This window comes from Algoriphagus chordae, assembly GCF_003254055.1.
Classification (GTDB): domain Bacteria; phylum Bacteroidota; class Bacteroidia; order Cytophagales; family Cyclobacteriaceae; genus Algoriphagus; species Algoriphagus chordae.
In genome coordinates this window covers 107062-120714 of sequence record NZ_QKZT01000006.1, presented here as the reverse complement: position 1 = coordinate 120714, position 13653 = coordinate 107062, and the positions used below count along the sequence as shown (strand labels likewise).

Here is a 13653-nt window from a genome sequence, read left to right as displayed (position 1 = left end):
TTCTCTCGCAGTGGCGCGATAATGCTGCTTTGTTTTCCCGCTCCCAATCCTCTCGCTATTCCATTTTGCAAAGCCACCTACATTTCCATTTTTTAAATCTTTACTTTTGCCCCTTTGAAAGCATACTACCATGAAAGAGGAATCAGAATCTGTAAATCCAGTGAAAATCAGCCCAGCGCAAATCGCACAGTGTATAGCTGTGCTTGAAGGCTTGAATGCGGATACAGATCAGATTTTTGACATTCCCAAAGAGAGTAGACTTGCGCTTCTGATCGCTGCAGGACAATTCTCAAGACCAAGTAAGGAGGAACTTGCCGAGCGTAAAAAAGGAGCTAAAAAGATCCACCGTAAGAAAATCGCCGCCAAAGATAAATCTGCCCGAAAAACCACTGGCATCCGTTCTGCCCGGGAAGCTTCGATTTTCATAGCACCAAGTATGCTTGCTTTGACGGGCAAGGAAGCCGATGAAGCCATCCAGTTGGAATCACCTCGGGAATGCTATGTCTGCAAGGAATCCTTTGACAGATTGCATCATTTCTATGACACCATGTGCATTAGCTGTGGGGATTTTAATTATGCCAAGCGTTTCCAGACAGCAGAGCTCAATGGTCAGGTAGCTTTGGTGACAGGATCTCGATTGAAAATTGGATACCACATCACACTAATGATACTTCGAGCAGGGGCTACTGTGATAGCGACGACTAGATTTCCGGTGGATTCTGCATTACGCTACGCCAAAGAACCCGATTTTAATGAATGGGGAGATAGACTTCACATCCACGGCTTGGACTTGAGGCATATTCCAAGTGTGGAGATTTTTTGCAATTACATCGAGCAGCAATATGATCGCCTAGATGTTCTGATCAATAATGCCGCACAAACAGTGCGCCGTCCATCGGGTTTTTACCAGCACCTGATAGAAAATGAAGCGTTGTCATGGACCGATCTTACTTCAGCTTCGCGAAAATTACTATCCGATCATCATGCTTGCCTGCAAGAAATACGAATACTCAGCCAGGAATTTGCCGACGGAGAAAATAAAAACCTGCCTGTTTCCTGGCATGGAAAGCAACTTGGAATCGGACTTACCTCTTCTGCTCAGCTGACGCAAATCCCTTATTCCATCGATGATTCCTTGAGTTCGGAAGAGATTTTCCCTATTGGGAAACTCGATGCAGACCTGCAGCAAGTAGATCTGCGAAAGACGAATAGCTGGAGACTGAAGCTTGGTGAAATCCACACCAACGAAATGCTAGAAGTGCAGCTAGTCAACTCTGTGGCTCCTTTTGTCCTGTGCAACCGTCTAGTGAACATCATGAAGAAGGATAACACTGGCAAAAAGCACATCATCAATGTGTCTGCCATGGAAGGCAAGTTCCATCAGTTTCACAAGGAAGCTAGGCATCCACATACCAATATGGCAAAGGCTGCACTGAATATGATGACGCTTACCTCTGCAGCTGAATTACCAAAATTCGGGATCTACACCAACGCGGTAGATACAGGCTGGGTGACAGATGAGGACCCAGCAGAGCTGGCGAAACAAAAGCAAGACTTGCATGACTTCCAGCCTCCTCTGGATATCGTAGATGGAGCTGCTCGTGTGATGGATCCGCTATTCGATGGGATCAACACAGGAAAGCATTGGAACGGGAAGTTTTTGAAGGATTATAAACCGACTAGCTGGTAATTATCTCTCGAGGCGGCACGGCCTTAGAGTTGTAAACCTTTGAGGTTTTTTTTGAACCTCGAAGGTTTTATTGTTGTGAATCCTCCCGACAAGACCCAAAGGCGCAGTTTTTTTGAGTGAAAATTAACCTTCCTGATCCCAGTTATGACTGCGAAAAGCCGGTTAATTAGTCAATTCAAGTTAAAAAAAGGGCTAAAAGCCCGAAACAACCTAACCCAACCTGTAGCGTCAGCCTGAGCGAAGTCGAAGGCTCTTTTCAATTTAAGTAAAATTATTATCCTCGATCCCGATAACTATACGGGACGCTCGGACTAACACAATTTGCTGAGTAAAACCATACGGTCCTGCTTCTGGAGAGGCAGGGCAACGGAGAGAAAATCTCAATCCATCTGCCGCACCACTTCTTTGATGATCTCAGCCATCACAGGCTCGGCTTTGGCTGCAGCTGCGAGAACTTCTGCTAATGTTACTGGCTGGATTTTTCCTTCAACACCCAAATCTGTAATTGCAGAAAGACCAAAAACCTCAATTCCCATTTGCCTAGCGACAATCACCTCTGGCACCGTACTCATCCCCACAGCATCTGCCCCTATGCTTCTAATGTATTTGTATTCTGCAGGTGTCTCAAGATTTGGGCCCTGCACGCCGGCATAAACTCCAGTGTGTACTCGAAAATTATTTGCCTTGGCAAAGCCCAGGGCAATGGCAATCAGATCGGCAGAATAGGCATCACTCATATCAGGAAACCTCGGCCCAAATTCATCATAGTGCTTTCCGCGTAATGGGCTCTCTGGAAACAAATCAATTTGATCTCGAATCAGCATCACATCTCCCACTTCCTGATCTGGATTGAGTCCTCCGCAAGCATTAGAAACGAGCAGCCTTTTCACACCCAGCTTTTTCATGACGCGTACTGGGAAGGTTACTTCCTGCATGGAATAGCCTTCATAGTAATGAAAGCGTCCTCTCATTGCCATAACCTTTTTGCCAGACAGCTCTCCAAAAATCAATTTCCCAGAATGACTCTCTACTGTAGAGAGGGGGAAATTGGGGATATCAGCATAGTTTATTTCCTTTTCAATGGTAATTTGATCACCCAAATGTCCCAGACCTGTGCCTAGAATGATCGCAATTGAGACATCACTAGTATATTGTGAGCGAATAAAAGAAGCTGCTTCAGAGATTTGACTTAGGTAGTTCATAAGGAGTAATTTGCCAGTCCTAAATATATTAATTACCTCGCAGCTTCAAACTTTTGCTTTGGCAAGATTGTAATCCTTTCAGAAAAACCAGAAAATGATCAAGATAATTGTAGGAACAAACCGTAAGAATTCTGTCTCCAAAATCATTGCTGAACTATATCAAAGCATCTTAAAAGAGAAAGGGGAACATTCCGAAATCCTTGAGTTGGAAAACGTACCTAGTGATTTTATCGAGAATGCATTGTATGAAAATAATGGCAAGCATGAGCTATACAATGAGTTCCACGATCAATTGGTAGGAGGGAAAAAGTTTGTTTTCATTGTGCCAGAATACAACGGATCCTTCCCAGGAATCCTAAAAACCTTCATCGACGGGATGACCTACCCCAATACTTTCAGGGGCAAAAAATGTGCTTTGGTGGGTATTTCATCTGGAATAGGCGGCGGTGGCATCGCAATGAGCCACCTTACCGACATCTTCCATTATCTGGGTATGCATGTCCTCGCTCTCAAGCCAAAACTGGCTACAATAGAGCAAAACATGTCAGATAACCTGCTCACCAACAGGCTGTACATGGACTTGTTGCAAACCCAGGCAGACATGCTGCTTGACTTTTAGGACTTAGTCCACATTATCATGCAGGAATCTATTATTACCTAGAATCTCATTATCATCGCTCAAGTTGTACTTGCTGATGCTTGGTTCTGAGCTATGCTGAGGTTCGTTCAATTGAACATTCTTACGCTGATAAGCTGGCACATCCATTTTCTCCTTCAATTCATCTGGAGTTGGATTGAATGCACGGTTACCCTTTAGCTTTTCGAAACGCTCATGCGCTCTCTGAATCGCCTTCTGCTTCATTTGCTCATAGTAATCATTTGCAAAAGCTGGAGTAGCAGGCTCTTCTTTCTTAGGCTCTTCTACATTCTTATTTTCTTTTTCTTCCTCTCCTTCGAAAAGATCGTGTACGATTTTCTCTTGGGCAGGCTTAGGCGCTTCAGCTTTCACTTCTTCCTTAGGCTTCATGAAAGAGAATATACCTTCTTTCTTTGGAGCTGGCTTAGGAGCTTCGATTGGCTCTTCTCTCTTAGGTGTTTCTGCTACTGGCGTCTCCTCTGGAGCTGGTGTAGGAGTTGGCATTTTTGGGGTAGTGAACACAAAAGTAGATCCTCCTGGAATTGAATCTTCTTTCACTTTCTCAGACTTACCAGAGTCCAAATTGATCAAGGTCTTTTCTTCTTCTACTTCTTGCACTGGACTGCTTACTACTGCTGGTGTTGGTGCTGGAATCTCTATAGTTTTTGGAGCTTCCACCTTCTTGGTAGAGCCTTGAAGTCTGTCCATTTCAAATCCTGTAGCAATAACTGTCACACGGATAGCCTTGCCTAATTCAGGATCAATACCTTGACCGAAGATAACCTCAGCATTGTCACCAGCTTTCTCCTGGATATACTCAGTGATTTCGCTCAATTCGTCCATTGACAATTCCTCATCTTCACCAGACATAATAGAAAGCAAGATTTTCTCAGCTCCTTTGATGTCCACGTTGTTCAATAATGGAGAAGAAATCGCTGCACCGGCAGCACGGATCGCACGTCCTTCTCCTTCCTCAGTGGAAGAACCCATCACAGCAGCACCGGCATCTTTCATTACAGTTTTCACATCTTCAAAATCCACGTTGACATCCTGATGAACAGTGATGATCTCCGCGATAGATCTTGCTGCAGTAGATAGAATATCATCTGCTTTGCTGAAAGCAGTTCTGATGGCAAGATTACCATAGATCTCTCTCAATTTGTCATTCAAAATAACCAGTACCGTATCACAGTTCTCGCGAAGAGATTCTATACCCGCCTGAGCTACATTCATTTTCTTCTTTCCTTCGAACATGAATGGAGCGGTCACAATACCCACAGTCAGGATATTCAGTTCTTTCGCAATTCTAGCTACCACAGGAGCTGCACCTGTACCGGTACCTCCGCCCATTCCAGCCGTGATAAATACCATTTTGGTGTTATCAGCCAATAGCTCACGGATCTCATCCTCTGATTCTATGGCTGCATTCTTTCCTTGCTCAGGATTTGCTCCTGCACCTAGACCTTCGGTCAAATTGGCACCTAATTGCAATCTAAGTGGAACCGGGCTAGACTTAAGCGCTTGAGCATCGGTATTGACTACCACAAACTCAACGTCTTTAATACCTAGACCAAACATGTGGTTTACGGCATTAGAACCGCCTCCACCTACGCCGATCACTTTTATAATCGACTTTGGGTTTTTGTGTAAATCAAATCTGTAATCTTTCATGTTATCTGACATATTTATTGTTATTGGTGAAATTTTCTATGGTTGTTCTTAGTGGAATTTTAAATAGGGAGATTGGCAGCAAAACCAGCAACCTCCCCCAATCATAAGCCCTAGTAATTTGAATCGTCACCGATATCATCACTGAGAATCCCTTTCAGTCTTCCCGCGATCTTATCGAATATATCTTTTGGATTGATGTCCATACTTTTCACTTTTTTGGTAGGCTTCCCGTTTGCTGTGCGGTTTGTATAGCCTTGTTCTCTGTCATCAAGTGCTTTGAATCCTGCCAATACCAGGCCCACAGAGGTAGCATACATTGGGCTTTTCACTTCCTCTACTACCGACTTACCCAAGTGTTCATTTGGATAGCCGATTCTAGTATCTAAGCCAGTCATGTATTCAAATAGCTGAGAGACAAATTGCAATTGGGAACCACCACCAGTCAGCACTATACCGCCAGCTAGTTTTTTGTAATGGCCACTTTGCATAATCTCATTCTGCACGATCTCAATGATTTCTTCCATTCTCGCTTGAATGATAGAAGCCAAGTTTCGGATAGATATTTCCTTTGGCGCTCTATTTCTCAAGCCAGGAATTGACACGATCTCGTTTGGATTTGCTTCTTCAGTAATGGCCTTACCAAACTTTGTCTTCAGAAGCTCTGCCTGATTTTGCATTACCATACAGCCTTCTTTGATATCCTTAGTGATGATATTTCCACCCAAAGGAATCACAGCTGTGTGACGAATAATATTTTCGTAGAAAATGGCGATGTCTGTCGTTCCGCCTCCTATATCTATTAGGCAAACGCCAGCTTCTTTCTCGTCATCACTCAATACAGAAAGTGAACTCGCCAGTGGCTCAAGAATTAATTGCTTGGAAATTAATTCAGCGCGGCGAACGCATCTGTTGATATTGTTGATAGCGGTGGTCTGGGCAGTGATGATATGGAAATCAGCCTCTAGACGCGTACCAGACATCCCTACTGGATCTTTGATACCACCTTCGTAATCCACGGTGTAATCCTGTGGCATGACATGAATAATCGTGTTCCCCGGAGGAATCAGGATGTTTTCCATTTCGCTGGAAAGTCTCCTTACATCTTCGATAGTGATCTCATCATCCGTCGGCTGACGCATAATACTACCACTCTGAATCTTACTCTGGATATGCTGACCTGCAATTCCTACAATGACATCCACGATGTCCACATTCGCCATCTCGGAGGCTTCTTCTACAGCTTTTTCGATCGCATGGACGGTCTTATCGATATTGGTCACTACACCACGATCAACACCGTCAGAAACGGCTTTGCCCATGCCTAGCACCTCGAGTTTGCCATACTCGTTTTTGCGTCCTACGATGACACAGATCTTGGTTGTCCCAATATCCAGTCCTACTATTAATTCTTTGTTTTCCATATCCAAGCTATTATTCACAGACGATTTGATCCTTAAATTTTACACTTACCCGATCGTAAGCATTCCAACCCTTGCGAGGCAATATTTCCTTATAAAAGACCGCTATTCGGTCAAACTTATTTGCTATATCATGCGCATCTCCAAACTCGATGACCTGTCTTCCTACTTGTTGATAAAGACGTATATGATCCCTGGAATTGACTTCCAATTCGGTGATCTGCGCATTCCAAAATTCATCTTCAGTGATGTATCTGATCAAGTCCATCAGCTCCGGCATATCTGCTGTGATATCCCCTTTGTCCATCAGCATTTCTGCATAATCACCCTCCAAAATCAGAACACGGGAAGTGTACGAAGTAGAGGTAGGAATCACTTTCCCCTCAGTGGTGATGTATCCATCGGCTGCCAGCGGCTGCGCAATTCTTGCTATCGGCTGGTGCTGGCTAATTTTCAAATTCAAAATGCCTTTCTGACCAAGCATGGCTTGTACCGACTTCACAAATGGATGTCCCAATAGCCTAGCCTCGATTGCTTTCATCGGAACTTCTTCCAGCATCAATCCAACTTTCAAGTCAGGAAATGCTTCATTTAGGATTTTGTTGATTTCATCATCCTCCACAAAATAGACCCCACTGACTCCTTCAATATGTATTTCAGTCCCTTGGAAAGTTTTATATAGCGTCTGCTTTTCCACAAAGCCTATAAATCCTACCAGCACTAGACTGAGCACTACAAAAGCGATTATCTTTTTTAAGTTTGCCTTGATCATAATGCATATCGGTTAAGTCCCTCTTTCATCCAAGAAGCTATTTCTGGAACCAAGCGATCAATATCTCCCGCTCCTAGCGTCACCAATACTTCTGGAGACGCCTGATCCAAATAGCTCATCAAATCCTCTTTCGCCACCAATTCCTTATGGTTCGTATTGATTCCTTCCAACAACATGGCTGAAGTCACCCCTGCGATTGGCAGCTCTCTTGCAGCATAGATATCCAGCAAAACCACCGAGTCTGCCAGCGATAAACTTTCAGAGAATCCTTCTGCAAAATCTCTGGTTCTTGAGTACAAATGCGGTTGAAAAATCACCGTCAACTTCTTCGCAGGGAACATGGCTCGTACAGAACTCAAGCAAGCCTTGATCTCCTCAGGATGATGCGCATAGTCATCGATAAACACCTGATTACCTTCGTTTACATGAATCTCAAACCTTCTTTTTACTCCTTTGAATGAGCTAATTCCTTTTCTAATCTGTTCTACAGAAATCTGATGATCCAGTGAAATAGCAATTGCCGCCAAGGCATTTTCCACATTATGGAAGCCAGGGATAAACAACTCTAAACCTTTGATCTCATTCTTGCCATCCAAGTAATCAAATACAAATGAGCCCGGTCTCGCCTGAATATTCTCAGCGCTAATTCCAGAGGATCTCAGTCCATATTCGCGCTTGGCGACTTTTGGAAGCTTAGCTTCTCCAAGTCTTTGAGCAGCGTGCTGCTGTATGTATAATCTTCCTTTTCTATCTACCAGATTGACAAACTCCAAGAAACCATTGAGGATCTGTTGCTCTTCACCATAAATATCCAAATGATCTGGATCGGCACTTGTCAGCACTACTTCATTGGGATGTAGTCTCAGGAAGGAGCGGTCAAACTCATCTGCCTCCACTACTACCAAAGGCTGATCTTTGCCCTTTTTCTCTCCAAGAATCAGATTGCTCTGATAGTTTTGAGTGATTCCTCCAAGGAATGCTATCACCGGCTTTCCAGCAGATTTCAACATATGCGCTACCATAGAAGAGGTAGTTGTCTTACCATGTGTCCCTGCTACTGCGATGGTGTAGTAAGTACTCGTCACTATACCCAGCACTTCAGACCTCTTCTTAAGTTGGTAGCCGCCTTCCCGAAAGAAATTCAGCTGAATAGAGTCCTTAGGCATCGCTGGCGTCCAGATAATCAACACCTTCTCAGTGCTGCTTCTGATCTCAGTTGGAATAGTATCCAATTGGTCCTCGAAGGAAATCTGCATTCCTTCAGAAATCAATTGATCCGTCAATTGCGAAGGCGTACGGTCATAGCCGGACACAGCATATCCTTCATGACGGAACCATCGAGCTAAGGCACTCATGCCTATGCCGCCGATACCGAGCAAATGGACGCTATTTATTCCTTCGAAACTCATGAAATCAATTGTTCTACTTCTTCCACTATGGCATTTGCCGCATTCGGCTTAGCCAGATTCTTTATGTTTTTTCCTAATTCCTCAGACAGCTTATCGTCCTTCATTAGTTGAGTTACTTTTTGTTCCAAAGCTCCTACTGCTTCCGAGTCCTTCAGCAGCAAAGCCGCATCATGATTGACATAAGCCATTGCATTTTTGGTCTGATGGTCTTCCGCCACATTTGGTGATGGGATGAAAATCACCGGTTTGCCTACAAGCGAGAGTTCCGAAACTGACAATGCTCCTGCTCTAGACACAATCAGGTCCGCAGCGGCATAAGCCAAATCCATTTCGCGGATAAATTCATTCAGATGGATAGACTTCAATCCTGAGTCAGCAAGCTTGGTTTTCATTTCTTGGAAATAAAACTTGCCACATTGCCATAGCAGCTGATAACCTTCGGACTCCAGTTTTTGCATATCCTTCAGCACTGCCTGATTAAGCGTTCTTGCTCCTAGAGACCCTCCCAAAACCAAGAGTGTTTTCTTAGCTGGATCCAATCCAAAATGCACCAATGCCTTTTCTCTTTTCCCAGATAAATCCAAAATATCCTTGCGAACAGGATTACCTGTGTAGGAAATTTTATCAGCCGGGAAAAAACGATCCATCTCTGGATAGGCAACACAGATTTTATTGGCCCTTTTAGCCAAAATTTTATTAGTCAAACCAGCATAGGAATTTTGCTCCTGCACCAGCGTGGGAATACCTTTTCTTTGCGCAGCATATAGCACAGGCCCGCTAGCATAGCCACCTACTCCTACCACAGCATCCGGATTAAAGTCCTTGATGATTTGCGAAGCTTGAGTCAGACTTTTCAATAGCTTGAAAGGAAACTTGAGGTTTTCAAGAGACAGGCTTCTTTGCAACCCAGCTACTGGAAGACCTTTGATTTTGTAACCAGCCTCAGGCACTTTCTGCATTTCCATTTTGCCCAAAGCACCCACAAACAAGATCTCGCTAGTAGGATGTTTTTCCTTCCAAGCATTGGCGATAGCGATAGCTGGGTAGATATGTCCACCGGTACCTCCACCTGAGATCAAAATGCGATATGTGCGTTGTGCGTTAATAATTATGCGGTTTTAAGTCTTGTTCTATTTCTAAAAGCAGGGCTACTAGCCGAACTTGTCTGAGATTCATCCTGATGATCACCACGGCTTACTGAGAGAATTATCCCCAAGGAAATTCCCGTGAAAACCAAAGAGGTCCCCCCCATACTTAGTAGCGGAAGTGGTAATCCTGTGATCGGACCTAAGCCTACAGCCACAGCCATATTTACCAATGCTTGGATCACCAGAGCGAAACTCAGTCCCGCTGACAGCAATCCTCCAAAGGCTTTATTTGAATTTGCCACGATTCGCATCCCTCTGTACAGAAGCGCGAGGTATAGGAACAGCACAGAGAATCCTCCGATCAGTCCATATTCCTCGATGATTATGGCGTAGATAAAATCTGAATACGGGTGTGGAAGTGAATTTCTCTGCTCAGAATTCCCCGGTCCTTTTCCCCCTATACCACCCGTGGCAATCGCGATATTTGACTGTTCGGCTTGGAAAGGGATTTCTGTATCGTCAAAGAATGCCGTGACCCTCGATACTAAGGTGGCTCCACGCTGACCAGCAAAACCAGCCGCCGTCAATCCCAAAAGCCCCACCAATAATACTATCCCTAAATATTTCACCGGTACCCGACCGATGAACATGATTAGCAGACAGGTGATCAGGAGTAGAATTGCTGTGGAAAAGTTTGCCATGGCGATCAATCCACAGATCAATCCTACCGCAATGATAATCGGCACAAAGGTGCTCTTGAAGTCTTTGATATTGCTTTGGCGTCTAGCCAGCATACCGGCAATCGCTGTGATCAAGGCAAGTTTTGCCAAATCTGAAGGCTGGAAAGCTTGGTTGATAACAGGAATAGTAATCCAGCGATTAGCCTCGTTGATATTGGAACCAAACAGGTAAGTCACCAGCAAAAGTGGGATGGAAATAATCACTCCCAATCGGGCATAGACTGCATACTTTCTATAAGGGATCTTGTGGGCAATCCACATCACCACCAGCGACACTAAGATCAACATCGAATGTCTAATCAGATAGATTTCGGTATTGCCGCCTGCATACTTATAAGCCAAGGATCCCGTAGCAGAATACACTACCAGGATACTGAAAACAGACAATAGAATGACAATGGCCCAAATAATTGGGTCTCCTTTGAAATTCCTATCTATCCATGCCTTAAACTGCATCATGAAACGGTTTTCGAGGTTAACTTTTCTACTGCGCCACGGAATTTTATTCCGCGATCTTCATAATTTTTGAACAAGTCGAAACTTGCACAGGCTGGTGATAGCAAAACCACATCTCCTGATTCTCCGAGCATTTGCCCCCAGCTTACAGCCTCCGTGATATCTTGAGTTTCTCGGATATCAGCTATCTCGGTTGCAAAAGCCGTTTTTAGCTTTTCATTGTCTTTGCCTAAGCAGATCAATGACTTCACTTTTTCATTGGCCAAGGACAGAAGTACTGCGTAATCGTTTCCTTTATCTACACCACCAGCAATCCATATCAATGGATTATCATAGCTCGCCAAAGCATAAGCCGTAGCTTCCACATTGGTTCCTTTGCTGTCATTGATATACTTCACTCCATCCACTTCTCTGATTAGCTCCATTCTGTGCGGAGCATTCTTGAACGTCTGGAAACCCAGCATCAAATCCACATCACTTACACCAGCGATCATGGCCGCCGTCCCTGCACAAAGTGCATTGAGTAGATTATGCTTTCCTTTAAGAGAAACTGTATCCACAGGAACGCGAACAGACTCTCCAGCCACTGCATAAGTCAACATCTCTCCATCAGTCCAAGCACCAGCTTTCTGTACTTCCAGAGCTGAGACCCAAAGCGTAGAAGTGCTTAATTTATTCGACTTCAGACCTTGCTTGGTAAAAGCATCTTCCGCAAAAAGAATTGCTTGATCTTCTGAAGTCATGTTTTTGAAAATCCCAAACTTGGAATCTATGTAATTCTCTATTTTGTACTCATATCGATCCAAGTGATCAGGAGTAATATTGCAAAGGATCGCTACTGATGGTTTGAAATCCACCATCCCGTCAATCTGGTAACTGCTGCATTCGATCACCCACCATTCGTGGTCTTCTTGGATCAATTGTCCAGCCCAGCTTTTACCTACATTTCCAGCCAATCCCACATCCAAACCTGCTTCTTTCATCAAGTGATAAGTCAGCAGTGTCGTGGTGGTTTTGCCATTCGTTCCAGTGATCGCGATCACTTTCCCTTTGCTGTAACCAAATGCAAATTCTAACTCATCGATAATTGGAATACCAGCCTGAGAAGCTTGAGCTACCAGTTCAGTCTTAGGAGAAATCCCTGGACTTTTGATAATCAGGTCAGCATTTAGGATTTTCTCTTCCGAATGATGTCCTTCTTCAAAAGCAATTTCTAATCGCTCCATGTCGGCCTTTCTAGCTGTTGAAATCTGTCCTGCATCCGAAACGAAAACGGCATAGCCCTTCTGCTTGGCAAGCATCGCTGCTCCCAATCCGCTTTCTCCCGCACCCAGAATGGCCAATCGTTTCATTTCTATTATCTCAGTTTTAATGTTGCCAAAGTGATCACTGCCAACAAAATCCCCACAATCCAGAATCGAGTTACGATCTTGGCTTCAGGAATATTTTTCTTTTGGTAATGGTGATGAAGTGGAGACATCAAGAATATTCTTCTGCCTTCACCGTATTTTTTTCTAGAGTATTTGAAATAGCCCACTTGGAGCATTACGCTTACATTTTCGACTACAAAAACGCCACACATCACTGGAATCAGTAATTCTTTGCGAAGCGTCAAAGCCAACACAGCGATCACGCCACCCAGCATCAAACTTCCGGTATCTCCCATAAAAACCTGAGCCGGATAGGCATTGTACCATAGAAATCCCACGCATGCACCTACAAAAGCAGAAGCAAAAATCACCAGCTCGCCGGAGTTGGGTATGTACATGATATTGAGGTATTGGGAGAAAATGGCATTACCGCTGAGGTAAGCAAAAATGGCTATGGTAATCCCGATAATAGCGGATGTTCCCGCTGCGAGACCATCTATACCATCCGTGATATTTGCACCGTTAGAAACAGCCGTGATGATAAAAATCACGACGAAAATATAAAGAACAGGAGTCATCGCCTCGCCCATAAAGCCAAGCATTGTCTCGTAATTCAACTCGTTATTTTTGGTGAAAGGAATGGTGGTTTTTGCCACTTTCACATCTCTGAAAGCCGAGGTTTCTACCACTCCTTCTTCTATAGAAACTGGATTTTGAAATTCACGAATTACTACGCTCTCATTGAAATAAAGCGTGGAACCCACGATAATACCGATCCCGATCTGTCCGATGATTTTGAATTTACCAGCAAGCCCTTCCTTATTTTTCTTGAAAACCTTGATGTAATCATCTATAAAACCAATCGTCCCAAGCCAAACCGTGGTAATCAGCAAAAGGATGATGTATATATTATTGAGATCTGCGAAAAGCAAAGTCGGAATCAATATCGCAGCCATGATCATCAGGCCGCCCATAGTAGGTGTACCCTTTTTCTCCTGCTGTCCTTCCAGGCCAAGATCTCTTACGGTCTCACCGATCTGCTTATTTCGGATCCAAGCGATGATTTTGTGACCGAAAGAGATGGTGATGATTAATGAAAAAAGCGATGCCATTCCCGCACGAAACGAGATGTATCTAAACACCCCTGTTCCGGGGATATCAAGCACTTTGTCCAAATAATCAAAAAGTGGATATAACATC

11 protein-coding genes are annotated in these 13653 nt (G+C 44.0%); 2 read left to right on the top strand and 9 right to left on the bottom strand.

Going from position 1 to position 13653, the window contains the following annotated elements; genetic code table 11:
• The first annotated feature begins 130 nt into the window (after positions 1-130).
• Entirely contained in the window at positions 131-1690 is a 1560-nt protein-coding gene (locus LV85_RS08190; RefSeq protein WP_111318180.1) for an SDR family NAD(P)-dependent oxidoreductase, read from the top strand.
• Between the two features lie 380 nt (positions 1691-2070).
• Here LV85_RS08190 and LV85_RS08185 read toward each other — a convergent pair whose 3' ends face one another.
• The gene (locus LV85_RS08185) at positions 2071-2892 is read right to left on the bottom strand and encodes a purine-nucleoside phosphorylase (protein WP_111318178.1); all 822 of its coding nucleotides are present in this window, start codon (positions 2890-2892) and stop codon (positions 2071-2073) included.
• Positions 2893-2986: 94 nt separating this feature from the next.
• On the opposite strand from LV85_RS08185, the gene LV85_RS08180 reads away from it, so the two are divergent.
• Positions 2987-3511, top strand: coding sequence for an NADPH-dependent FMN reductase (locus LV85_RS08180; protein ID WP_111318176.1), 525 nt, complete (start codon positions 2987-2989; stop codon positions 3509-3511).
• A gap of 3 nt (positions 3512-3514) precedes the next feature.
• On the opposite strand, the gene ftsZ is transcribed toward LV85_RS08180, so the two are convergent.
• The 8 genes from ftsZ to mraY form a co-directional block, all read right to left on the bottom strand.
• Positions 3515-5200 carry a cell division protein FtsZ gene (gene ftsZ, locus LV85_RS08175; protein ID WP_111318435.1) on the bottom strand — a complete coding sequence of 562 codons (1686 nt, stop codon included), beginning with the start codon at positions 5198-5200 and terminating at the stop codon, positions 3515-3517.
• A 110-nt stretch (positions 5201-5310) separates the two neighbouring features.
• Positions 5311-6621, bottom strand: a complete 1311-nt coding sequence (gene ftsA, locus LV85_RS08170) for a cell division protein FtsA (protein WP_111318433.1) — start codon at positions 6619-6621, stop codon at positions 5311-5313.
• 10 nt (positions 6622-6631) lie between these two features.
• Entirely contained in the window at positions 6632-7390 is a 759-nt protein-coding gene (locus LV85_RS08165) for a cell division protein FtsQ/DivIB (RefSeq protein WP_111318174.1), read from the bottom strand.
• Positions 7387-8799 carry a UDP-N-acetylmuramate--L-alanine ligase gene (gene murC / locus LV85_RS08160; RefSeq protein ID WP_111318172.1) on the bottom strand — a complete coding sequence of 471 codons (1413 nt, stop codon included), beginning with the start codon at positions 8797-8799 and terminating at the stop codon, positions 7387-7389. Before murC ends, LV85_RS08165 begins: the two co-directional genes overlap by 4 nt.
• Positions 8796-9878, bottom strand: coding sequence for an undecaprenyldiphospho-muramoylpentapeptide beta-N-acetylglucosaminyltransferase (gene murG / locus LV85_RS08155; protein WP_111318170.1), 1083 nt, complete (start codon positions 9876-9878; stop codon positions 8796-8798). The genes murC and murG overlap by 4 nt, the downstream gene beginning before the upstream one ends.
• Positions 9879-9907: 29 nt before the next feature.
• A complete protein-coding gene (locus LV85_RS08150) occupies positions 9908-11086 on the bottom strand; it encodes an FtsW/RodA/SpoVE family cell cycle protein (protein ID WP_111318168.1) in 1179 nt (392 codons plus the stop codon).
• Complete coding sequence (gene murD, locus LV85_RS08145) at positions 11083-12435, bottom strand: UDP-N-acetylmuramoyl-L-alanine--D-glutamate ligase (protein WP_111318166.1); 1353 nt, start codon at positions 12433-12435, stop codon at positions 11083-11085. Before murD ends, LV85_RS08150 begins: the two co-directional genes overlap by 4 nt.
• A gap of 5 nt (positions 12436-12440) precedes the next feature.
• Positions 12441-13652, bottom strand: a complete 1212-nt coding sequence (gene mraY / locus LV85_RS08140; RefSeq protein WP_111318164.1) for a phospho-N-acetylmuramoyl-pentapeptide-transferase — start codon at positions 13650-13652, stop codon at positions 12441-12443.
• Position 13653 lies beyond the last annotated feature (1 nt).

Bases quoted from the DNA above. Each gene is read 5' to 3' on its own strand.
- LV85_RS08190 (WP_111318180.1), top strand. From the start codon at position 131: ATGAAAGAGGAATCAGAATCTGTAAATCCAGTGAAAATCAGCCCAGCG.
- LV85_RS08185 (WP_111318178.1), bottom strand. From the start codon at position 2,892: ATGAACTACCTAAGTCAAATCTCTGAAGCAGCTTCTTTTATTCGCTCA.
- LV85_RS08180 (WP_111318176.1), top strand. From the start codon at position 2,987: ATGATCAAGATAATTGTAGGAACAAACCGTAAGAATTCTGTCTCCAAA.
- ftsZ (WP_111318435.1), bottom strand. From the start codon at position 5,200: ATGAAAGATTACAGATTTGATTTACACAAAAACCCAAAGTCGATTATA.
- ftsA (WP_111318433.1), bottom strand. From the start codon at position 6,621: ATGGAAAACAAAGAATTAATAGTAGGACTGGATATTGGGACAACCAAG.
- LV85_RS08165 (WP_111318174.1), bottom strand. From the start codon at position 7,390: ATGATCAAGGCAAACTTAAAAAAGATAATCGCTTTTGTAGTGCTCAGT.
- murC (WP_111318172.1), bottom strand. From the start codon at position 8,799: ATGAGTTTCGAAGGAATAAATAGCGTCCATTTGCTCGGTATCGGCGGC.
- LV85_RS08150 (WP_111318168.1), bottom strand. From the start codon at position 11,086: ATGATGCAGTTTAAGGCATGGATAGATAGGAATTTCAAAGGAGACCCA.
- murD (WP_111318166.1), bottom strand. From the start codon at position 12,435: ATGAAACGATTGGCCATTCTGGGTGCGGGAGAAAGCGGATTGGGAGCA.
- mraY (WP_111318164.1), bottom strand. From the start codon at position 13,652: ATGTTATATCCACTTTTTGATTATTTGGACAAAGTGCTTGATATCCCC.